The 21474-nt window shown below is 69.3% G+C and carries 24 protein-coding genes; 12 read left to right on the top strand and 12 right to left on the bottom strand.

Annotation, left to right across the window (positions count from 1 at the left end; all coding sequences use genetic code 11):
• Positions 1 to 20 precede the first annotated feature (20 nt).
• Positions 21 to 1244 carry a multidrug efflux MFS transporter Tap gene (gene tap, locus AWB94_RS21280; RefSeq protein ID WP_062657683.1) on the bottom strand — a complete coding sequence of 408 codons (1224 nt, stop codon included), beginning with the start codon at positions 1242 to 1244 and terminating at the stop codon, positions 21 to 23.
• A gap of 69 nt (positions 1245 to 1313) precedes the next feature.
• Here tap and AWB94_RS21275 point away from each other — a divergent pair, with 69 nt between their 5' ends.
• On the top strand, positions 1314 to 2147 hold the full coding sequence (locus AWB94_RS21275) for a uracil-DNA glycosylase (protein WP_062657684.1): 834 nt from the start codon (positions 1314 to 1316) through the stop codon (positions 2145 to 2147).
• Between the two features lie 7 nt (positions 2148 to 2154).
• Positions 2155 to 3210 (top strand): LLM class flavin-dependent oxidoreductase, encoded by a 1056-nt coding sequence (locus AWB94_RS21270; RefSeq protein ID WP_062657685.1) that lies wholly within the window; start codon positions 2155 to 2157, stop codon positions 3208 to 3210.
• Between the two features lie 87 nt (positions 3211 to 3297).
• On the opposite strand, the gene AWB94_RS21265 is transcribed toward AWB94_RS21270, so the two are convergent.
• Genes AWB94_RS21265 through AWB94_RS21255 form a run of 3 tightly spaced genes read right to left on the bottom strand, consistent with a single transcriptional unit; the run spans position 3298 to position 4679 of the window.
• Complete coding sequence (locus tag AWB94_RS21265; protein ID WP_062657686.1) at positions 3298 to 3747, bottom strand: nitroreductase family deazaflavin-dependent oxidoreductase; 450 nt, start codon at positions 3745 to 3747, stop codon at positions 3298 to 3300.
• Between the two features lie 3 nt (positions 3748 to 3750).
• Positions 3751 to 4188, bottom strand: coding sequence for an HIT family protein (locus AWB94_RS21260; RefSeq protein ID WP_062657687.1), 438 nt, complete (start codon positions 4186 to 4188; stop codon positions 3751 to 3753).
• A gap of 23 nt (positions 4189 to 4211) precedes the next feature.
• A complete protein-coding gene (locus tag AWB94_RS21255; RefSeq protein ID WP_062657688.1) occupies positions 4212 to 4679 on the bottom strand; it encodes a VOC family protein in 468 nt (155 codons plus the stop codon).
• 26 nt (positions 4680 to 4705) lie between these two features.
• On the opposite strand from AWB94_RS21255, the gene AWB94_RS21250 reads away from it, so the two are divergent.
• From AWB94_RS21250 to AWB94_RS21235, 4 genes are all read left to right on the top strand, one after another.
• Positions 4706 to 5554, top strand: a complete 849-nt coding sequence (locus AWB94_RS21250) for an AraC family transcriptional regulator (protein ID WP_062657689.1) — start codon at positions 4706 to 4708, stop codon at positions 5552 to 5554.
• Positions 5551 to 6948, top strand: coding sequence for an amidase (locus AWB94_RS21245; RefSeq protein WP_062657690.1), 1398 nt, complete (start codon positions 5551 to 5553; stop codon positions 6946 to 6948). Before AWB94_RS21250 ends, AWB94_RS21245 begins: the two co-directional genes overlap by 4 nt.
• Positions 6932 to 7657: an alpha/beta fold hydrolase gene (locus tag AWB94_RS21240; RefSeq protein ID WP_062657691.1), complete on the top strand. Its 726-nt coding sequence runs from the start codon at positions 6932 to 6934 to the stop codon at positions 7655 to 7657. The genes AWB94_RS21245 and AWB94_RS21240 overlap by 17 nt, the downstream gene beginning before the upstream one ends.
• A 154-nt stretch (positions 7658 to 7811) precedes the next feature.
• Positions 7812 to 9209, top strand: a complete 1398-nt coding sequence (locus tag AWB94_RS21235; protein ID WP_062657692.1) for an HNH endonuclease signature motif containing protein — start codon at positions 7812 to 7814, stop codon at positions 9207 to 9209.
• On the opposite strand, the gene AWB94_RS21230 is transcribed toward AWB94_RS21235, so the two are convergent.
• Together AWB94_RS21230 and AWB94_RS21225 are read right to left on the bottom strand one after the other, a co-directional pair.
• On the bottom strand, positions 9210 to 9521 hold the full coding sequence (locus AWB94_RS21230) for an SRPBCC family protein (RefSeq protein WP_062657693.1): 312 nt from the start codon (positions 9519 to 9521) through the stop codon (positions 9210 to 9212).
• A gap of 9 nt (positions 9522 to 9530) precedes the next feature.
• A complete protein-coding gene (locus AWB94_RS21225) occupies positions 9531 to 10022 on the bottom strand; it encodes a DNA-deoxyinosine glycosylase (RefSeq protein ID WP_062657694.1) in 492 nt (163 codons plus the stop codon).
• A gap of 34 nt (positions 10023 to 10056) precedes the next feature.
• On the opposite strand from AWB94_RS21225, the gene AWB94_RS21220 reads away from it, so the two are divergent.
• Positions 10057 to 11169 carry an adenylate/guanylate cyclase domain-containing protein gene (locus tag AWB94_RS21220; protein ID WP_234811823.1) on the top strand — a complete coding sequence of 371 codons (1113 nt, stop codon included), beginning with the start codon at positions 10057 to 10059 and terminating at the stop codon, positions 11167 to 11169.
• Here the strand turns inward: AWB94_RS21220 and AWB94_RS21215 are convergent.
• Together AWB94_RS21215 and AWB94_RS21210 are read right to left on the bottom strand one after the other, a co-directional pair.
• Positions 11155 to 13401 carry a heavy metal translocating P-type ATPase gene (locus AWB94_RS21215; RefSeq protein ID WP_085122493.1) on the bottom strand — a complete coding sequence of 749 codons (2247 nt, stop codon included), beginning with the start codon at positions 13399 to 13401 and terminating at the stop codon, positions 11155 to 11157. The two genes, AWB94_RS21220 and AWB94_RS21215, sit on opposite strands and share 15 nt — an antisense overlap.
• Positions 13398 to 13613 carry a cation transporter gene (locus AWB94_RS21210; RefSeq protein WP_062657696.1) on the bottom strand — a complete coding sequence of 72 codons (216 nt, stop codon included), beginning with the start codon at positions 13611 to 13613 and terminating at the stop codon, positions 13398 to 13400. The genes AWB94_RS21215 and AWB94_RS21210 overlap by 4 nt, the downstream gene beginning before the upstream one ends.
• A gap of 62 nt (positions 13614 to 13675) precedes the next feature.
• Between AWB94_RS21210 and AWB94_RS21205 the strand changes: the two genes are divergently transcribed.
• On the top strand, positions 13676 to 14281 hold the full coding sequence (locus AWB94_RS21205; RefSeq protein ID WP_062657697.1) for a DUF305 domain-containing protein: 606 nt from the start codon (positions 13676 to 13678) through the stop codon (positions 14279 to 14281).
• A 7-nt stretch (positions 14282 to 14288) separates the two neighbouring features.
• On the opposite strand, the gene AWB94_RS21200 is transcribed toward AWB94_RS21205, so the two are convergent.
• A complete protein-coding gene (locus AWB94_RS21200; RefSeq protein ID WP_062657698.1) occupies positions 14289 to 15134 on the bottom strand; it encodes an AIM24 family protein in 846 nt (281 codons plus the stop codon).
• 67 nt (positions 15135 to 15201) lie between these two features.
• Here AWB94_RS21200 and AWB94_RS21195 point away from each other — a divergent pair, with 67 nt between their 5' ends.
• Both AWB94_RS21195 and AWB94_RS21190 read left to right on the top strand, forming a co-directional pair.
• Positions 15202 to 15405, top strand: a complete 204-nt coding sequence (locus AWB94_RS21195; RefSeq protein WP_062657699.1) for a hypothetical protein — start codon at positions 15202 to 15204, stop codon at positions 15403 to 15405.
• 72 nt (positions 15406 to 15477) lie between these two features.
• The gene (locus tag AWB94_RS21190; protein ID WP_062657700.1) at positions 15478 to 16002 is read left to right on the top strand and encodes an ATP-binding transcription factor AbmR; all 525 of its coding nucleotides are present in this window, start codon (positions 15478 to 15480) and stop codon (positions 16000 to 16002) included.
• 19 nt (positions 16003 to 16021) lie between these two features.
• Here AWB94_RS21190 and AWB94_RS21185 read toward each other — a convergent pair whose 3' ends face one another.
• Together AWB94_RS21185 and AWB94_RS21180 are read right to left on the bottom strand one after the other, a co-directional pair.
• Entirely contained in the window at positions 16022 to 17908 is a 1887-nt protein-coding gene (locus AWB94_RS21185; RefSeq protein WP_062657701.1) for an ABC transporter ATP-binding protein, read from the bottom strand.
• Entirely contained in the window at positions 17905 to 19629 is a 1725-nt protein-coding gene (locus tag AWB94_RS21180; protein ID WP_062657740.1) for an ABC transporter ATP-binding protein, read from the bottom strand. Before AWB94_RS21180 ends, AWB94_RS21185 begins: the two co-directional genes overlap by 4 nt.
• Before the next feature lie 113 nt (positions 19630 to 19742).
• Here AWB94_RS21180 and AWB94_RS21175 point away from each other — a divergent pair, with 113 nt between their 5' ends.
• Entirely contained in the window at positions 19743 to 20318 is a 576-nt protein-coding gene (locus AWB94_RS21175) for a DUF3558 domain-containing protein (protein WP_409365975.1), read from the top strand.
• Complete coding sequence (locus AWB94_RS21170) at positions 20315 to 20851, top strand: DUF3558 domain-containing protein (RefSeq protein WP_062657703.1); 537 nt, start codon at positions 20315 to 20317, stop codon at positions 20849 to 20851. The genes AWB94_RS21175 and AWB94_RS21170 overlap by 4 nt, the downstream gene beginning before the upstream one ends.
• 65 nt (positions 20852 to 20916) lie before the next feature.
• On the opposite strand, the gene AWB94_RS21165 is transcribed toward AWB94_RS21170, so the two are convergent.
• Positions 20917 to 21420 carry a SixA phosphatase family protein gene (locus AWB94_RS21165; RefSeq protein ID WP_062657704.1) on the bottom strand — a complete coding sequence of 168 codons (504 nt, stop codon included), beginning with the start codon at positions 21418 to 21420 and terminating at the stop codon, positions 20917 to 20919.
• Between the last annotated feature and the right edge of the window lie 54 nt (positions 21421 to 21474).

Here is a 21474-nt window from a genome sequence, read left to right as displayed (position 1 = left end):
TTGAGCCGGATTCCGTCGCGTCACGCGGGCCGGTCGAGTTCGCGCAGTGACGGCAGCGCGACGGCGACCACGCCGATCGCCAGCATCGGCAATGACAGCGCCAGGAAGGTGGCGTGCAATCCGGCCGTGTCGGCCAGTGGGCCGGCCAGCAACAGGCCCAGCGGCCCCGCGGCGTACGCCAGCGATCCCATCACGCCCACCACCCGGCCGCGCAGGTGCTGCGGGGCCCTGGTCTGCATGACGTAGTTGTAGATCGGGGCGATCGGCCCGTACACGAAACCGACGACGGCGCACAACAGCAGGATCACCGGCAACGGGGGCAGGAAGGCGACGATCGTCATGGCCACCCCGAGGGTGATCACCGCGATGAGCATCGTGGTGCGCCGCTTCAGGAATCTGGACATCACCGCGTATCCGAGCGCGCCGACCAGCCCGCCCACCGACAGCGCCATGAGCACCCAACCCAGCTGCGCCGGTTCGTTTCGGTCGGTGAAGTACTTGGGAAACAGCACGCTTTCCATCGGCATGTACAGCCCGGTGGCGGTCAGGTCGATGATCGCCAGGGTGCGCAGCACCTTGGTGTTCCACACGAAGGACAGGCCTTCGAGGACACCCGAGAGCACCCCGTCGGGCAACGCGTCGCGGTCCGGTTTGCCCGCGCCCTCCAGACGCAGGGCCGCGATGGCCAGGATGGACAGCCCGAACATCGCGGCGGTGACCCACATGGTGTTCACCCCGCCGAGGGTGGTGATGAGCAGGCCGCCGATGCCGGGCCCGACGATATAGGCGAGGTTGAACACCGCCTCGTAGACGCTGTTGGCGTGGTCGAGGGTCCACCCGGCGCGCTTGGCGGCCTCGGGCAGCATCGATTCGCGCGCCGTCATGCCGGCCGGGTCGAATGCGGCGCCCAGGGCGGCCAGCCCGGCCAGTACGGCGACGTTGATCACCTGCGCGCCGAAGGCCATGGCGAGCACCGGCACGGCGACGACCGACAGTGCCGACAGCCCGTCGGCGATCATCGACACCCGGCGCCGGCCGATGTAGTCGACCGCGGTGCCCGCGATGACGGTGGAGGCCAGCAGCGGCAGGGTTCCGGCCATCGCCACCACCGAGGCGTCGAGCGCAGATCCGTTGCGTTGCAGCACAAGCCACGGGAATGCGATCATCGAGATGCCGTTGCCCGAACCCGCGGCCAGCGCTGCGACAAGGATCAGCAGCGCGGGGCCGCGGTGGCGTATGTTCATGGCGTATCGCCGCAGAATCTAACAGCGCCGTGCGATCCCCGGCCATCGAATTTCGGACAGGATGGATGCGTGACCGCCAGGCTTCCCCATCCCCGTACCGGCCGGCTGTTCCCGTCGCCGGTGCCGCCGGGGACGGGCTGGCCGGGGGACCGGGCGAAACCCGGTACACCCGTCGCGGTCGATGCCGAAACCGTCTCCGCGCTGGCCGCCGGGATCGGCACCGTCGCCGAACTCGACGCGGCGGTCACGGTCTGCAAGGCGTGCCCGCGGCTGGTCACCTGGCGGGAGGAGGTTGCGGTCACCAAGCGCCGGGCCTTCGCCGACGAGCCGTACTGGGGACGTCCGGTGGCCGGTTGGGGTGCGGCCCGGCCCCGCGTGCTTGTGGTGGGACTGGCGCCCGCGGCCAACGGCGCCAACCGCACCGGCCGGGTGTTCACCGGCGACCGGTCCGGTGATCAGTTGTTCGCGGCGATGCACCGCGCCGGACTGGTCAGTTCGGGCCACAGCGTCGACGCCGCCGACGGGATGCGGGCCAACGGGGTGCGAATCGTGGCACCGGTGCGCTGCGCCCCGCCCGCCAACAAACCGACGCCGCAGGAGCGGGTGACCTGCGCGCCGTGGCTGCAGGCCGAATGGCGCCTGGTGGCGCCGTATGTGCGGGTGGTGGTGGCGTTGGGCACCTTCGCCTGGCAGACGGCGTCCACGCTGCTGGCCGACGAGTGGGCCGGGCAACCGAAGCCGGTGTTCGGCCATGGCGCGGCGGTGCCACTGGCAACAGGCCGGGTGCTGTTGGGCTGCTACCACCCGAGCCAGCAGAACATGTTCACCGGCCGGTTGACGCCGGCCATGCTCGACGACGTTTTCCGGGCGGCGCGGGAACGATCCGGCATCACCCGGCGTTGACGCCCACGTGCGGCTTTCTGTTCTCGATCTCGTTCCCGTCCGCTCCGACCAGTCGACAGCCGATGCGCTGGCGGCCACCGCGGCGCTGGCCAAGACCGCCGATCGGCTGGGTTTCACCAGGTACTGGGTGGCCGAGCACCACAACATGGCCGCGGTGGCGGCCACCAGCCCGCCGGTACTGATTGCCTATCTGGCCGCCCAGACCTCGGCCATCCGGCTGGGTTCGGGCGGGGTGATGCTGCCCAACCATGCACCCTTGGCCGTGGCCGAGCAGTTCGCCCTGCTGGAGGCGGCCGCGCCGGGACGGATCGACCTGGGCATCGGCCGGGCGCCCGGATCGGACCCGGTGACCTCGGTGGCGCTGCGGGGTGCCGCCGGGCGCGACGATTCGGATATCGAGCGTTTCCCGCAGTACCTCGACGATGTGGCCGCCTTGATGGGTGCCCGTGGCGTGCGGGTCGAGCTGACCCGCGGTGGCCTGTTGCAGCAGCAGGACTACGTGCTCAAGGCCACCCCGAACGCCGGCAGCGAGCCGCGGTTGTGGCTGCTCGGCTCGTCGATGTACTCGGCGCACCTGGCCGCGGCCAAGGGGTTGCCCTATGTCTTCGCCAACCACTTCAGCGGTCAGGGCACCGCCGAGGCGCTGGCCGCCTACCGCGCCGAATTCCGGCCCAGCGCAGAGCTTTCCGAGCCTCTGACGTTCCTCACCGTGAACGCGTCGGTGGCGCAGACCCATGCCGAGGCGCAGGATCTGCTGCTGCCCAATCTGCAGATGATGGGCCGGTTGCGCACCGGGCGGCCGCTGGGACCGCTGGATCTGGTGGAAGATGCCCTCGCCGCGACCATCTCGGCGCAGGAACAGCTCATCGTGGACTCCGGCCGGGCCCGCACCGTGGTGGGTGAGCCGGCCGAGGCCGCCGATCAGATCCGGGCCCTGGCAGAGCAGTTCGACGTGGACGAGGTGATGATCAGCCCCGTCGGTTCGGCACACCGGGGCACCGCACCTGCGACCGCACCGGCCCGCGAGACCACCCTCGAGCTGCTGGCCAAAGAACTGCTCTGACACGACCCGCTTCCGCGGCCACGGAGGTGTAGCCGCTGATGGCTGGCCTTGCGTCATCGGCCAGCGGGTCGTCTGGCGGAGCTGACCTCAGGCCCGCGGCGTCAACGCGACGATCGGGATCGGCCGGCTGGTTTTCTTCTGATACGCCTCGTAGCGGTTGGCATTGTTGCGGTTCACCAGCTGCCACAGCCGCGGGTAATCGGGGTCGTCCGGCAGGATGGGACGCGCGGTGGCCGCCACACGCTTTGTCCCGACGTTGATTTCGACGTCGGGATGGGCCTTGAGGTTGTGGTACCAGCCCGGTGAGCGCGGTGCCCCGCCCATCGATGCCACCACCAGGTAGTCCTTGCCGTCGCGGGCGTAGCTCAAGGTGTTGGCCCGCGGTTGCCCGGTCTTGGCCCCGACCGTGTGCAACAGCAGGCTGTTCGGCAGCCCGGGGATGCGATGCCCGATCAGGCCGTTGGTCTTCTGATAGAGCAGGTCATGCAGGTGCAGGACTCGCAGCCCGACCTGCTCGATCGGCGACAGATGCGTCATGGCTCAATCCTGCGCAGTTTCGTCCATGTTCGCCAACGCCGCACGTAGAAGCCGCGCCGACGCCGCGCGATCCGGATCGCGGCGCAACACCATGCCTTTCGCGAACGACAGCTTGTCCCCGGTGCGGCGCGGAACCACATGCAGGTGCAGGTGGAACACCGTCTGGAAGGCGGCCTTGCCGTCGTTGATGGCGATGTTGTTGCCGTCGGCGTGCAGGCCGGACAGCCGCGCTGCCTTGGCGATGCGCTGCCCGAGCACCGCCAGGCCGGCGACGGTGTCCGGTGGTGTGTCGGTCAGGTCCACAGTGTGCCGCTTCGGGATCACCAGGGTGTGCCCGCGGGTGAACGGCCGGATGTCGAGGAAGGCGAGGTAGTCGTCGTCCTCGTGGATCCGCAACGCGGGGGCCTCCCCGGCGACGATCGAACAGAACACGCAGGCCATCCCGCCACGTTAGCCGCCCGTCGTCAGGCGTTGGCGGAGGCCCATTCGGCCAGCCGGCGCTCCTGCTCTTCGGGAGTGATGTCCTCGACCCGGGTCATCACCGTCCAGCGCCGGCCGAACGGGTCGATGATCGACGCGAATCGGTCACCGGTGACGAAGGTCTGCAGCGGTTCACGGACGGTGGCGCCGGCGTCGACGGCCCGCGCCACCACCGCGTCGGCGTCGGCGCAGTACAGGCCGATCGACTCGGTGGCGAAGGCGCCGCGGTCGGGGGCCGCCAGCTGGTAGGCGTCCTGCGGATCGCCCAGTTGCAGCCGGCCCGCGCCGAAGTCCAGTTCGGCGTGCGCGACGGTCCCATTCGGCCCGTCCATCCGGCTGACCAGGGTGGCGCCGAACACGTCGACATAGAAGTCGATCGCCGCGGCGGCACCGTCGACGCAGAGGAACGGGGTCAGGCTGGTGTATCCCCGGGGGATCGGTGTGCTGCTCATGTCCTCAGTTTCGTAGCCTTGCGGTCATGGCGGCTTGGAAAAACACGCCAGGGCCGGTGCGCGGCGTGGTGGGCCGGGCGGGCAGTGCCTCGGCCTTCGAACTTCGCCGCTGGCCGCCCTCGGAGGCGGCGGGCCGGTTCGTCGAGCACTTCTGGTCGGTGCGGTGGGACCGGCGCCGGGAGGGCCCCTTCGACAGCACGGTGATCACTTTTCCGGCGCTGCACCTGACCCGGGAATGGGGCGAAGACGGTGGCCGGCACGGCTTCCCGCTGCCGACCACACTGGTGCACGGTGTGGTTCCGAAGGTTTTCCGCACCACCATCCGCGAGCGCGGCACGGTGGTGGGTGCCCGGTTCCTGCCGGGCGGCTTCACCGCCCGGTTCGGCAGGGACGCCGCGCAGCTCACCGGTCTCGTCCGGCCGGTTGACGACGAACTCTTCGGTGCGGCAATCGAATTCGATGACGACATCGAGGCGGTGCGGACCCGGCTGGACGTGGCGATCGGCGCCTTCGCCGGGCCACCGGACCCGGTGTACGGCCGGCTGACCGCACTCGTGACGCGGATGCAAGCGGATCCGGGCCTGCACAAGGTGTCGCAGGTGATGGCGTTGTCACCGTGGAGCGAGCGGACCACGCAGCGCATCTTTGGCCACTACGTCGGCGTCCCGGTGAAATGGGTGCTGTGCCGCTACCGGTTGCAGCAGGCGGCCCTGGAGATCGAGAGCACGCCCGGCGTCGACTTCGCCGACCTGGCCACCCGGCTCGGCTGGTACGACCAGGCGCATTTCGGCAACGACTTCCGCGCGATGCTGGGCTGCACACCTGGGGAGTACGCCACCACGCACGGACCCGGGGCGCTACCGTTGCGCCAATGAGCGATATCGCGTTCGCCGGTGCCGCCGAACATGCCCGCATGTTGGCCGCCGGCACCGTCACCGCGCCGGACCTGCTGGAACTCTTCCTGGACCGGATCGCCCGGATCGATCCCGGAATCCGTTCCTACCGCGTGGTTCTCACCGAGCCTGCGCGCGCCGAAGCGGCGACTGCGCAAGCCCGGCTGGAGGCGGGGGAGCGGCTGCCGCTGCTCGGCGTGCCCGTCGCTATCAAGGACGACACCGATATCGCCGGCCAGGTGACCACCTACGGCAGCAGCGCGCACGGCCCCGCGGTGACCGCCGATGCCGAGGTGGTGCGCCGACTGCGGGCAGCGGGTGCGGTGATCCTGGGCAAGACGGCGGTGCCCGAGATGATGATCTGGCCGTTCACCGAGACACTGACCTACGGCGCGACGCGCAACCCGTGGAATCGCGACTTCGCCCCCGGCGGGAGCAGCGGCGGCAGCGGCGCCGCAGTCGCGGCGGGCCTCGCGTCGATCGCGTTGGGATCCGATGGCATGGGATCCATCCGGATACCGTCCACGTGGTGCGGACTGTTCGGGATCAAGCCGCAGCGGGGCCGGGTCCCGACGGCACCGCACGAGAACTCGTGGTGCGGCCTGGTGGCCAACGGACCGCTGGCCCGCACGGTCGAGGATGCCGCGCTGTTCCTCGACGCCACCGCGCCCGGTCAGGATTTCGTGGCCGCGGCAACGCGGCAGCCCGGCAGGTTGCGGATCGCCGTGAGCTGCAAGGTGCCGCCGCTGGTGACAGCGCGGGTGGGCGCCGCGCAGCGGGCGGCGGTGACCGATGCCGTTGCGGTGCTGCGGGAATTGGGGCACGACGTCGTCGAACGCGATCCGGATTATCCCGTGGGCGTGGTGTACGGACACGCGCTGCCGCGGTACTTCCGCGGTGTCTACGAGGATGTGCGGATGCTGCCACACCCGGACCGGCTGGATTCCCGGACAAGGGCTTTCGCGCGTATCGGCGGGCTGATCCCGCAGCGGCGGATGGACGCCATCCTGGCCGCCGAGCCTGCCATCGCCGCGCGGGTGCTGTCCATCTTCGACGACGTCGACGTCGTGATCACCCCGGGGGCGGCCACCGGGCCGTCCCGCATCGGTGCCTACCAGCGCCGCGGCGCGATCTCCACGCTGGCCCGGGTGGCCGGCCGGGTGCCGTTCCAGGCCCTGTGCAATGTCACCGGACAACCCGCCGCGGTGGTGCCGTGGGGCCTGGACCGGGATGGGATCCCGCTGTCGATCCAGCTGATGGGCCGGCCGTTCGACGAGACGACGCTGTTGTCGTTGAGCGCGCAACTCGAGACGGCGCGGCCCTGGGCGAATCGGCGGCCACCGGTGCCGACGGTGCCCCATGGGTCTGTTCGGTAGCGCGGTGCGGGCGGTGGCGGTGCGGGCCGCGGATGGCGTTGCCCTGCACGTCGGTGTGACCGGCGACGGCCCGGATGTGGTGATCCTGTCCGGTGGCCCGGGTTGTGTGAATTACCTGGAGAACGACGCGCTGGCGCCGCGCGGGACACGGTCCTGGTTTCCGGAGCCGCGCGGGGTGGGACGGTCTCGGGGCGGGCCCCATGACCTCGACCAGGCGGTGGCCGACCTCGAAGCCATCCGAACGGCAATGGGCGTCGAATCATGGATCGCGGTGGGTCATTCCTTCGGATCGGATCTCGCCGTGCGCTACGCGCTGGACCATCCCGACCGGGTGCGGGCGGTGGTCGGGATCGCGGGCCACGGCCTGCACAAGGACCGGACGTGGTCGGCGGTCTATCAAGCGGGCCGGCACACCGAGGACGATTTCGACATCGCGTGGGAGCCCGCGGTGCACGCGGCACTCAATGCCTCGTTCACGGAATGGATCCACGAGGCGGGGTTGTTCCGCCGGCTGGCGGATAGCCGGGTGCCTATGACGTTTGTCGCGGCGGGCGAGGATATCCGTCCCGACTGGCCGCTGCGCCAGTTGGCCGCCTTGGTGCCGCGGGGACGGTTTCGTGAAGTCGCGGGTGTGCCGCACAACTTCTGGAGCACACACCCCGCGCGGTGGGTGGAAGTCGTGTCCGCGCTCTGGCACGACGGCGCCTGAACTCCCCGACGCGGTGTCGGGACATATGTCCGATGCCCGCCTCCGAGCGACTTTTCAGCGACAGCCGAATCCTGTTGCGGGCGTGCGGCTGTCGAGAAATTCGTGATTGTGGATAACTCCGCAGATGTCGGTGGTTCGTACTAGTGTTCGACATATGGAGGTTGTGGCCGATCTGATCGCGGTGCTCGACACACTGTCGGGCGCCTCCTTCGACGACGCCTCGATCACCGAGCTGCTGGACATCCAGACCGCGTTGGAACAGCTGTACCGCCGGATTCCGGCGGTACAGCATCGGGTGATGGCCGCGCTCAAAGCCCAAGCGGGCCCGGCGGATCTGGGGGCGCGCAGCTGGGCTGACGCGCTGGGCATCCGGTTGCGCCTGTCGAACAAGGAAGCCCACCGCCGCCTGACCGAAGGTGAACTGCTCGCCCCGCGCCGCTCGGTGACCGGTCAGTTGCTGGATCCGGTGTACCCGGCGACCTCGGCAGCCCAGGCCCGCGGTGAGATCGGCGCCGAACACATCAGGATCATCACCAAGACTATGAAGAAACTCCCGGTAGGGGCGGGCGCGCCAACCCGCGCCGAGGCGGAGGCCCAGCTTGCGGCCTACGCCACGGTGCACGACCCCGACACCCTGCGTCGGCTGGCCAAACACCTGCTGGAGGTCGTCGACCCCGACGGTCCCGAACCCAACGACGATGACGTCGCCGCGCGCCGCGAGGATCGTCGCAGCTTCGTGATGGGCCTCCAAGACGAGGATGGCAACAGCGAATTCCACGGCACCCTCACCCCGGAAGGCCGGGCCTACCTGGAACCGATGCTTGGAAAGTTGGCCGGTCCGGGGATGTGCAATCCCGAGGACGAGATCCCGTGTACAAAGGGCACCCCGTCACAGGAGGCGATCGATGCCGACACCCGAACGTTGGGGCAGCGTCAGCATGACGCGCTGGTCACCGTAGCGCGCAACGCGCTGGCATCGGGGGAGTTGGGGCAGCACAACGGGTTGCCGGTGACGGTGGTGCTCGGAGCGAAGATGGCCGAATTCGAGGAGGTCACCGGGCAGGCGGTCACCGCGGGTGGGTCTCGGGTGCCGATGCGCGATGTCCTCCGGATGGCCGCCCACGCGTGGTGGTGTTTGGCGGTGTTCGACGACGTGACCGGGCAGCCACTGCATTTCGGGCGGACCCGGCGCTGCGCCAGCCCGGACCAGCGTCTGGTGTTGACCTATCGGCAGCGCGGGTGCACGTTCCCGGGCTGCCGGGTGCCCGCCTACGGCTGCCAGGCCCACCACGCGAAGAGCGACTTCGCCCGCGACGGGCAGACCGACATCGAGGAACTCGTGCTGGCCTGCGGCCCACACAACCGACTCGTCAGCGACGGTGGCTGGACCACCGTCGTCGGCAACGACGGTTCCGTCGAATGGATACCGCCCCCGGCACTGGACACCGGCCAAGGCCGCACCAACAACTACCACCACCCCGAAGTAATCATGGGTGACAAGAACCCCGGCCGGACACCCAAACCGGACGCGCCGCCGGGAACGGCGGCGTGATCAGCCCGCCTCGACCTCGGCCTCGGCCTTGATCCTGTTGAGGGTGGTGGTCATGTCCCGGATGTTGCGCCGGGTCCGCAGCTGGCCGCCGAGGATGCCGAACACGGTGTCCAGCAGACCCGGAGTCATCCGGAACGACTCGGTGACATCGGTGCCCGCACCCGCGGGCGCCAGCGCGTAATGCCAATTGTTGACCGGCCGATTTCCGGCGAACACCTCGGGTGAGTACTTCGGGGTGTTCCGGATATCGGCGATCAGGTTCCACACCTGGTCGGCGGGTGCATCCATGTGCACGGTCACCGAAGCTTGCATGGCGCGATCCTAACCGGCCAGCGCCGTTCGCCAAGCGGCCAATTTCTCGGCGTAGCGCATGGTCTGGGCCGGGCTGGTGGACGGGACTCGCAGGCTGGGTTTGGCCGGCGCGTCGCGCACCAGCCGCCGGTAATTCGCCTCGGCGGCCGCCCCGTTGAACACCATCCGTTCGATCGTCGGGTGACGCTCGAAGAACGTGGCGAAGTCGTTGGGCACCATGCTGTCGGGCCGCACCGTCGAATCGAGGCTGCCCTCGCGCACACACGATCGCAGCACATCCCACACCGCGATTCCGTGACTGCGCAACGCCGCAACCCGTGCGGGGTAGGGGGCGTCCGCGGGGAAGCCGACGATTTCCGCGGTGATCCGCCAGAACGCGTTGCGTGGGTTGCCGTAGTACTCGCCGGAGGCGAGTGACATCACGCTGGGCATGTTGCCGCAGATCAGCAGCCGGGCGCCGGGGCCGATCAACGGCGGCAGTCCGAGCAGCACGTCGGTCATTCCACTGACTGTCGCATACCGCTACCTTGACGTCGTGGACTCCCCAGATTTCGCCGACCTGCTCGACGGCCTCGAGGGCGAGGCGCGCGCCGAGCGGGCCGAGTTGATCCCGTGGCTGTTGGAGCGGGGCATCACCGTCGAACAGATCCGGGATTCCTACGCGCCGCTGCTGTTGGTGTCCCGCCGCGCGCTCGGCGACGACGGCAGGCTGGTCTCCGCACGACAGATCAGCCGGACGTATGGCGTGGATCCGGGCCTGGTCGGCCACATCCAACGCGCCATCGGGGTGCCGCAGTCCGACGATCCGGACGCGCCCGTGTATCCCGCGGTCGACGCCGAGATGTTCACCTACGTCAAGCAGTTCGTCGACCTGGGCTTCGACGAGGAGCGGATCGTCGCGGTGGTCCGGGTGATCGCCGACGGCTTGGCCAAAACCGCTGAGGCACTGCGGTTCACGGCCCTGTCGGCGATGATCTCCGACGGCGGCACCACCGAACTCGACATCGCCAGAGCGTCGGAGGCGCTGCTGCTGTCCGCCCAGCCGTTGCTCGGCCCGATGATCCAGGACATGCTGCGGCTGCAGTTGCGCCACACGATGGAGACCGAGGCCGTCACCGCGGGGGAGCGCGCCGCCGGTCTGCCCTTGCCGGGGGCCCGGCCGGTGGCGGTCGCCTTCGCCGACCTGGTCGGCTTCACCCGGCTCGGTGAGGCGGTGCCCCCGGAGGAGCTGGAGGACCTCGCCCGCCGGCTGGTCGACCTGACCCGCGATGTCGTGGTCCCGCCGGTGCGCTTCATCAAATCCATCGGCGACGCCGTCATGTTGGTCAGCCCCGAGCCCGCACCGCTGCTGAGCACCATGTTGGCACTCGTCGACGCCACCGAGGCCGGTGACGACTTCCTGCGATTGCGCGCCGGTGTGACCACCGGCTTGGCCGTCAACCGCAGCGGGGACTGGTTCGGCAGCCCGGTCAACCTGGCGAGCCGGGTCACCGCGGTGGCCAGGCCGGGCTCGGTACTGGTATCCGAGGCCGTTCGTGACGCGATCGGCGACGACGCCGGGTTCGAGTGGTCCTTCGCCGGCGCACGCCGGCTCAAAGGCATCAAAGATGACACCAAACTGTTCCGGGCGCGGTTAGCGGATCGGTGAAAAGCGGCGCAGCCGAAGGCTGTTCGTCACCACGAACACCGAGCTGAACGCCATCGCGGCTCCCGCGATCAACGGGTTCAGCAGCCCCAGCGCGGCCAGCGGCAACGCGACGACGTTGTACGCGAATGCCCAGAACAGGTTGCCCTTGATGGTGCGCAGCGTGGCCCGGGACAACCGGATCGCGTCGGCGGCCGCCCGCAGGTCACCACGCACCAGGGTCAGGTCCGACGCCTCGATCGCCACATCGGTGCCGGTGCCCATGGCCAATCCGAGATCGGCCTGCGCCAGCGCGGCGGCGTCGTTCACGCCGTCACCGACCATCGCCACCACCGCGCCGTCGGCTTGCAGTCGCTTCACCTCGGCCACCTTGTCCGCGGGCAGCACCTCGGCCACCACCTTCTCGATACCCAGTTGCGTCGCAACGGCTTCCGCGGCGCCACGGTTGTCGCCGGTCAGCAACACCGGCGTCAGGCCGAGGTCACGGAACTGGGCGATCGCCTCGGCCGCGGTGTCCTTGACGGTGTCGGACACGACGATCACCGCGCGGATGCGCCCGTCGGCGGCGAACCAGACCGGTGTGCGGCCCTCGGCTTCGGCGGCCTCGGCCGCGGCGCGCAGCCCGGCGGGAACCGGCAGCTCCAGCCAGGAGGCCCGGCCCGCGGCGGCGGTGCGGCCCTCGACCACACCGGTCACCCCGCGGCCACCGTGGTTCTCGAACCCGGTCACCGTCGGCAACGCAGCACCGGCGTACTGGGCGATCGCCCTGGCGATCGGATGCTCCGAGGCGTGCTCCAAAGCACCTGCCAGTCGGACGATTTCGGCCTCGGACTCGCCGTCGGCGACATGCACGCCGACCACCGCCATCCGGCCGGTGGTCACCGTTCCGGTCTTGTCCAGCACCACGGTGTCCACGCGGCGGGTCGACTCCAGCACCTGTGGCCCCTTGATCAGGATGCCGAGTTGGGCGCCGCGGCCGGTGCCCACCAGCAGCGCAGTCGGCGTCGCCAAGCCCAGCGCACACGGGCACGCGATGATCAGCACCGCGACGGCGGCGGTGAACGCCGCGGCCACCGAATTACCGGTCAGCAGCCACCCGGCCAGCGTCAGCACGGCCAGACCGAAGACGATCGGCACGAAGATCGCCGAGACGCGATCGGCCAGCCGCTGGACCTCGGCCTTACCGCTCTGGGCGTCGCTGACCAGGCGAGCCATCTGGGCCAACTGGGTCGCGGCGCCGACGTGCGTCGCCCGCACCTCGAGGCGGCCACCGACGTTGACGGTGGCGCCGACCACGGTGTCGCCGGGACCGACGTCGACCGGCACCGGCTCTCCGGTCAGCATCGAGGCGTCGACGGCCGACGTGCCGGCCGTGACGGTGCCGTCGGTGGCGATCTTCTCCCCGGGGCGCACCACGAACACGTCACCGACGGCCAGCTGGGCGATCGGGATCCGCACCTCGCCGTTGGTACTTTTCCCCGTCGCTTCGCTCGCCCCGGTACTTTTCCCCGTCGCTTCGCTCGCCCCGGTCCGGATGACGGTCACGTCCTTGGCGCCCATATCCAGCAGTGCCCGCAGGGCCGCACCGGACTTGCGCTTGGCCCGCGCCTCGAAGTACCGCCCGGTGAGCAGGAAGGTGGTGACGGCCGCGGCGACCTCCAGGTACAGGTGCGGCGCGCCGCCGCGGGACACCCACTCGAACGGCATCTTCATGCCGGGCATCCCGGCATGGGTGAAGAACAGCGCCCACACCGACCACAGGTAGGCCGCGGTCACTCCCACCGAGATCAGCGTGTCCATGGTCGCGGCGCCGTGCCGCAGGTTGGTCCACGCCGCCCGGTGGAACGGCCATGCACCCCACACCACGACGGGTGAGGCCAGGGTGAACGCCAGCCATTGCCAATTGGTGAACTGCAACGCCGGGATCATCGACAGCGCGACCACCGGCACGCTCAGCGCGGCGCTGACCAGCAGCCGTTGCCGCCACCCGTCGGCCTCGTCACGTTCGGGCTCGGGTGCCGGCTCCGGTGTGGGCACGGTCGCGGTGTACCCGGTCGCGGCCACCGCGGCGACCAGGTCGTCGGGGCTGACGGTGTCGGGGAAGTCGACCCGGGCCTGCTCGGTGGCGAAGTTGACGGTCGCGTGCACGCCATCGATCCGGTTGAGCCGCTTCTCGATTCGCGCCGCGCAGGATGCGCACGTCATCCCGCCGACGTCGAGCGTCAAGGTGCTCATGCCGCGCGGGAGACGTCGTACCCGCAGTCCTCGATGGCGGTGGTGACGGCCTGGGGATCAAGGGCGGGGTCGGCCGTGCCGGCCACCGTGACGGTGCCGGCCGCGAGGTCGACGGCGACGGAGGCGACGCCGGGCAGCGGCTGCACCGCGGCGGTGATCGCCGAGACGCAGTGGCCGCAACTCATACCCTCGACACGGAGAACGATGTTCATGAGCCCATGATATACCGGTAGGGGGTATGGGTAAATGATCCGACCCGGATGTGAGGAGAGACATGAAGAAGGCAGCGGCAGCGATCGCGGCGGCGGTCGCCGTTCTGGTGGTGGGCTGTAGCAATCAGTCCGGTGCGACCGAGGAGGCCGATCACAGTGGACATCAGAGCTCCGCGCCGGCTGCCGGGTCGACGTCGGCTACCGCCGACGCCACGGCGCACAACGATGCCGACGTGATGTTCGCCCAGATGATGATTCCGCACCACACCCAGGCCGTGGAGATGAGCGACATCCTGCTGGCCAAGCAGGGGGTCGACCCTCGGGTCGTTCAGCTGGCCACCGAGATCAAGGCTGCGCAGGCGCCCGAGATCGCACAGATGCAGGGCTGGCTGACATCGTGGGGCAGTCCCGCGATGGCGCCGATGGACCACGGGATGCAAGGCATGGTGTCCCCCCAGGACATCGACACGCTGCGTAACGCCCCGGGCCCGGCGGCGGCCAAGCTGTACGTCACCCAGATGATCGCCCATCACGAGGGCGCGATCGCGATGGCTCAGGACGAGATCGCCAAGGGGCAGTACGGCCCGGCGATCGAGTTGTCCCATGCCATCGTCGATACCCAGCAGAAGGAGATCGACACCATGAAGGCGATGCTCGCGACGCTGTGACGCCCGGTCATTGCGTGGGGACGGGAATGCCTTCCGACGGCTGGACGATCACGAAGCCCTGACCCGCGAAGGCCACCTGCAGCGCCTCGCCGGAGCCGCGCCCGATCAGCGACCCGGCCTTGAAGCTGGTCTTCAGCGAGGTCTGCAGGTTGGCCGACCAGGCCACCACCGCATTGGTGTCGGCGAAGGTCGGCGCCTCGGCAGCGTCGAGCACGACAGGCGGCCCGTCGGTGGTCAGCGCCACCCACCCGCTGCCGCGCAGCGTGGTGTTGAACAGTCCGCCGGTGGCGATGCTGCCGCCTTTGACCCGCTCGATGTTCCAGTCCAGGTTCGACGAGAAGGCCAGCACGTTCTTGCCGCTGATCGACAGCCCGGCATTGGCCAGGTGCAGCAGGTGCACGTCGAAGGACTGCTCGGCGAGGAAGACATCGCCCTGGCCGGACACCCGCATGAGCGGCAGTCCTTCGCCCGTCAACGCCTTCTTGAGGAACTTGCCGGCCCCGCCGCCCTCGAAGGCGAAGTCGACGTTGCCCTGGTAGGCCACCATGGAACCCTGCCGGGCCAGGAACGGATCGCCGACGCGCACCCGCAGTAGCTTCCGGTTCTGCTTCGCGACGGCGGCGGATTCCTTCTCGCTGAACCGGCCGTCGACCAGATCGCCGGTGATGCCGGTGAAGCCGTCACCGGCCGACGCCAACTGTTGAGGTTGCGGCGGCTGCTGCTGCGTGGGCGGCGCACCGAGTGGCACGGCGTGCACCTGCCCTTGATGGGACACCTGGTCGGTCCACCTCTGCCCGTCCCACCACCGGTATTCGAACCGGCCTTCGGGATCCCTCAGCCACTGACCACTCACCGTGTCTCCTCGGGTCTCAAGAGTTTGGTACGTGCTAGAGCCACCATAGGCTGGCATGCTTTTTCGTATGGCAGATGACGAGCTCGATCGGGTGCGGGCCAAGAGCGCCCTGGCGGTCGTCAGGCAACACCCGGGCATGGTGCTGTTCCTTCTCTCGCCGGCGATCATCGCCGTCGCCGCGGTGTGGTGGCTGGTCGGTGCGGGATGGGCGGCGCTGCTGGTGGTCGCGTTGGTGCTGGGCGGCGGTGCGGCGGCGCTGCTCAAGCGGTAGCAGCCGGATGGAGCATGTTCGCCGTGGGTGAAGTGCGTTCTATGGCAGCTGTAACGGTGTAATCATGTAATCATGAAGACACATCATCATGCGCGGCGCGCCACCCACGATGCCGCCGAAGCCGCCGACTGGTTCGCCGGCCGGCTCCCCGACGGCTGGTTCGACGGTGATCCCGAGGTCACCGTCGACCGCGAAGAGATCACCGTTATCGGCCGGTTGCCCGACGCCGACACCGAGGAGAGTGCCTCCCGCGCATCCGGGCGGGCCGCCAAGTTCCGCGAGGAAACCCGCGGCGAGCGGATGCGGATCGCCGACGAGGCGCAGGATCGCTTCGGCCGCAAGGTCTCCTGGGGTATCCGGGCCGGCGAGGAGCGAATCCTGTTCACCCACTTGGCCGTACCGGTGATGACGCGACTGCGGCAGCCCGAACGGCAGGTGCTGGACACGCTGGTCGACGCCGGTGTGGCACGCTCGCGCTCCGACGCGCTGGCTTGGTCGGTGCGGCTGGTCGGTGAGCACACCGATGAGTGGCTGTCCAAGTTGCGGGCGGCGATGACGGCGGTGGACGACCTGCGGGCCGAGGGTCCGCAGGTCTGAACGCCCGGCGCAGATGCGCTCAGAGTCGGGCCATCGCCCAGTACTGGCCGCCGCGCGCCAGCAGCTCGGCGTGGGTGCCCTGCTCGACGATCCGCCCGTGCTCCAGCACCACGATCAGATCGGCGTCACGGATGGTGGACAGCCGGTGCGCGATGATGAAACTGGTGCGTTCCCTGCGTAATTCGGCCATAGCCTGCTGGATCAGCAGCTCGGTGCGGGTGTCCACGGAGCTGGTCGCCTCGTCCAGGATCAGCAGCTGTGGTCTGGCCAGCACCGCGCGGGCAATGGTGACCAACTGGCGCTCCCCGGCGCTGAGCCGGCCGCCGTCCTCACCGATCTTGGTCTGGTAGCCGTCGGGCAGGGTAGCCACGAACCGATCGACGTAGGCGGCGCGCGCGGCGTCATGCACTTCGTCAGGTGTCGCGTCCGGCCGGCCGTAGGCGATGTTGTCGTAGATGCTGCCGCCGAACAGCCAGGTGTCCTGCAGCACCATGCCGATGCGCGATCGCAACGCCTCCCGCGGCATCGCCGCGATATCGGTGCCGTCCAGCAGAATTCGGCCCGAATCGACGTCGTAGAACCGCATGAGCAGGTTCACCAGCGTGGTCTTGCCCGCCCCGGTCGGCCCGACGATCGCGACCGTCATCCCGGGTTCGGCGACCAGCGACACGTCCTGCAGCACCGGGGTGTCGGGCCGGTACCCGAAGCTGACCCGGTCGAACTCCACCCGGCCGGCGGCGGGTGGCGGCACCGCGCCGGACGGGTCGGGGGACTCTTCCGGCGCGTCCAGCACATCGAAGATCCGCTCGGCACTGGCGATCCCGGACTGTAGCGTGTTGAACATCGCCGCCACCTGGGTCAGCGGCTGATTGAACTGGCGGACGTACTGGATGAAGGCCTGGATGCTGCCCAGGGTGATCTGGCCCGTCGCCACCTGCACACCGCCCACCACCGCGACGGCCACATAACTGAGATTGCCGACGAACGTGGTGGCGGGCCCGACCAGACCGGACAGGAACTGCGCGCCCGTGCTCGCCCGGTATACATCGGCATTGAACTCGGCGAACTGCGCCGACGCGTGCTCGCGATGCCCGTAGGTCTTGACGATCGTGAAACCGCTGTAGGTCTCCTCGATATGGGCGTTGAGCCGGCCGGTGTTGGTCCACTGCGCGACGAACAGTTTCTGCGAGCGGCGGGTGATGGCCCGGGTCACCAGCAGCGACAGCGGCACCGTCAGTACGGTCAGCAGTGCCAGCAGCGGCGAGATGGTGAGCATCGCCACCAGGACTGCCAGCACCGTCAACACCGCGGTGAGCAGCTGACTGATCGACATCGCCAACGACGACTGCACGTTGTCGACGTCATTGGTCACCCGGCTGAGCAACTCGCCGCGCTGGCGGGCGTCCACGTAGGACAGTGGCAGCCGGTGCACCTTGTCCTGGATCTCGGCCCGCAGTGCGGCGACGGTGCGCTGCACGACGACGTTGAGGATGCGCGCCTGGATCCAGATTGCCAGCGCACCAACCAGATACAAGCCCAGTGCGAGCAGCAGGGTGCGGCCCACCGCGCCGAAGTCCACCCCGTGGCCGGGGACCACGTTCATGCCGGACAGCAGGTCGGCAAACCTGGTGTCACCGCGAGCGCGGGCCGCCTCGATCGCCTGGTCCTTGCTGATCCCGGCGGGTAGGCCGCGTCCCACCACCCCGTTGAACAGCAGGTCGGTGGCGTGGCCGAGGATGCGCGGGCCGATCACACCGATCGCGATGCCGACCACGCCCAGCGCGATCACCGCCAGCGCGAGACCGCGTTGCGGCGTCAGTCTTTTCACCAACCGGATCGCCGAGCCGCGAAAATCCCGGGACCGGGCGGCCGGCGGTTGCGGCATCCCGCGCATCGGTCGCGTCATATGGCGACCGTCTGCGAGTCGACGAACTCCGCGTACGTCGGGCAGTCCCGTAACAACGACTCGTGGGTTCCCGTGCCCACCACCCGGCCGGCGTCCACGACGATCACCTGATCGGCGGCCGTCACCGTCGAGATCCGCTGGGACACGATGATCACCGTCGCGGTGTCCGACACGGCCCGCAGTGCGGCCCGCACCCGGGCATCGGTGCGGACGTCCAACGCGGAGAACGCGTCGTCGAACAGATACACCGCGGGCCTGCGGATGACGGCGCGGGCGATGGCCAGCCGCTGCCGTTGCCCGCCGGAGAAGTTGATACCGCCCTGGGCCACCCGCATCTGCAGGCCGTCGGCGTCGGCGCGGACGAACTCCTCGGCGTCGGCCACCCGCAACGCCGCCCACATGTCGTCCTCGCTGGCGTCAGCGCGGCCGTAGCGTAGGTTCTCGGCGACCGTGCCGGAGAACAGGTAGCCGCGTTGGGGTACCAATCCGATTGCCGACCACAGGGTTTCGGTGCCGTATGCGCGGATGTCGTGGCCGTCGACCAGCACCGCGCCCGCGGTGACGTCGTACTGCCGGCAGATCAGCGACACCAGCGTCGACTTGCCCGAACCGGTGCTGCCCACGATCGCGGTCACCGTGCCCGGACCCGCGGTCAGCGAAACGTCTTGCACCACGGGCCGATCCGCGCCCGGGTAGCTGAAGGTCGCGCCGCGCAACTCGATCTCACCGCGCAGCGCCTGGACGGGGACCGGATGGGGTGGATCGGTGATCTGCGGGAAGGTCCCCAGCACCTCGGTGATCCGGTCGGCGCAGGCCGACGCCCGCGGCAGCAGCACCAGCAGCAGCGTGGCCAGCAGCACCGCCATCAGGATCTGCATGAAGTACGCCAGGAACGCGATCAGCGACCCGACCTGCATCTGGCCGGCGTCGATGCGCATGCCCCCGAACCAGATGAGCGCCACGCTGGAGATGTTGATGACCAGCGTCGTCACCGGCAGCATGATCGCCTGCCAGCGCCCGGCCGTGATCGCGGTGTCGGTCAGCGCCCGGTTCGCCTCGTCGAACCGGCCGCGTTCCAGCGCTTCCCTGGCGAAGGCGCGCACCACCCGGATGCCGGACAGCTGCTCGCGCAGCACCCGGTTGATCCCGTCGATGAGCCGTTGCATGGACCGGAAGATCGGCAGCAGCTTGCGGATCACCAGATAGTTGGCCAGGGCCAGCACCGGCACGCTGATCAGCAGCAGCCAGGACAGCCCGGCGTCCTGGTGCACCGCCATGGCGATACCGCCGACACCCATGATCGGCGCGGTGATCAGCATCGTCGACGTCATCTGCACCAGCAGCTGGATCTGCTGGACGTCGTTGGTGGTGCGGGTCAGCAGCGTCGGCGCCCCGAAGCGGGCCGTCTCGGTCGCCGAGAAGCCGAGCACGTGGTGAAAGATCGCCGAGCGCAGATCGCGGCCGAAGCCGACGCTGGCGCGGGATCCGTAGAACACCGCGCCCACCGCGCACAGCACCTGCAGGGCGGTCACCCCCAGCATCACGGCCCCCAGCCGCACGATCGCTTCGGTGTCGCCCTTGGCCACGCCCTCGTCGATGATGTCGGCGTTGATCGTCGGCAGATACAACGACGCCAGCGTGCTGATCACCTGCAGCAGGGCCACCACGGTGAGCAGCCCGCGGTAGGGCCGCACGTACCGCCGCAGCAACGCCCAGAGCATCTGGCTACTGTCGCACATCACCCTGTGCCCGCCCGTCATGGGCGTGGGACACGAAAGGGCAGGTCAATGTGCATGACAGCGGTTCGGCGCCGGCTGCCGCTACAGTGCATGTCGTGACCCCCAGACGAGGCCACCGCCGATTCAGCGGTCCCGCGAAGACGTTGGTCGTGGCGACCGCTGCCGTCGCCGCGCTGGCGGCCTGCTCCGACTCGGACGCCCCGAGCTCACCTCAGGTGCCGTCCAGCAGTACGGCGTCGGCAGCCGCGGCCAAGCACGGCCCGATCTTTCCCGAGTGCGGCGGCATCAGCGATCAGACCGTCGCACAGCTGACCAAGGTGACCGGCCTGGTCAACACCGCCCGCAACTCGGTGGGCTGCCAGTGGCTGGCCGGTGGCGGCATCGTCGGCCCGCACTTCTCCTTCACCAGCTTCCGCGGCAGCCCGATCGGGCGCGAGCGCAAGACCGAGGAACTGTCCCGGGCCAGTGTCGACGACATCACCATCGAGGGGCGTAACGGCTTCATCGCGGTCGGGGAGGACCCGGTGCTCGGCAAGAGCCTGTGTGAGATCGGCATCCAGTTCGACGACGACTTCATCGAGTGGTCCGTCAGCTTCGCCGAGAAGCCGTACCCGGATCCGTGCGACGTCGCCAAGGAACTGACCCGTCAATCGATTGTGAACGCCAAATGAGCCGTCGCGTACTGGCCGTGCTCGCCGCGGCAACCGCGTTGCTGGCCGGCTGCTCGTCGACCGTGGAGGGCACCGCCGTCAAGGCCGGCGCCGGTGACGTGCCGCGCAACAACGACTCGCAGAAGACCTACCCGAACCTGCTCAAGGAATGCGAGGTCCTCACCGAGGACATCCTGGCCAAGACGGTCGGCGCCGACCCGCTGGACATCCAGAGCACCTTCGTCGGCGCGGTCTGCCGCTGGCAGGCCGCCAACCCGGCCGGCCTCATCGACATCACCCGGTTCTGGTTCGAGCAGGGCAGCCTGGACAACGAGAAGCAGGTCGCCGACAAGCTGAAGTACCAGGTGGAGAGCCGCGCGGTGGCCGGGGTGCCGTCCATCGTGATGAGGAACCCGGCCGCCAACGGCGCCTGCGGGGTGGCCAGCGACGCCAGCGGTGTCGTCGGCTGGTGGGTGAACCCGCAGACCCCCGGCATCGACGCGTGCGCGATGGCGCTCAAGCTGATGGAGCTGACGCTCGCGACCAGTTCGTAGAGCCGGGTTTGTGCGGTGTCATCCGCGACGCGCCGGTCGCGCCGGATGAGTCCGCACACACGCCGCTAGCGCGGCACGTGAAACGCGACCAGCGCGGCGCTGTCCAGTTCCAGCGCGCTCCATGGTTTTTCGGTGCGCAGCACGGCGATCGCCGATGTCGGATACTTGTGCCCGATGGCCTCGACCGCCTCGGGTGCGCTGCCGTCCCCGGCCAGGCCCAGCGCCAGCGACGACATCACCGGCTCGTGCCCGATCACCAAAAGAGTCCGTACCTCGGCCGGAAAGGTCTGTTCGACCTGGTTGATCTCGGCCAGGACGATGCCCGGCGTGGCGTCGTAGAGCCGGTCGACGTACTGCACCGGCGCCTCGATATCGGTGCGGGCCAGGGTCTGCCGCGTCCGTGTCGCGCTGGAGCACAGCACCGCGTCGACGGCGGGGACGTGTTTGCGCAGCCAGTCCCCGGCCAGCGCGCCCTCGCGGATACCGCGCGGCGCCAGCGGTCGGTCCTGGTCGGGCACCCCGGACGGGTAATCCGACTTGGCGTGCCGCAGCAGGATGAGGGTTCGCACGGGTTCACCCTAACCATGCCGACGCGCATCCCCGGACTTGTCGGCGGTCGAACT

Origin of the sequence: Mycolicibacterium canariasense, assembly GCF_002101555.1 — a bacterium.
GTDB lineage: Bacteria > Actinomycetota > Actinomycetes > Mycobacteriales > Mycobacteriaceae > Mycobacterium > Mycobacterium canariasense.
The sequence above is the reverse complement of the archived record's forward strand: the minus strand, read 5'-3'. Positions and strand labels throughout refer to the sequence as shown.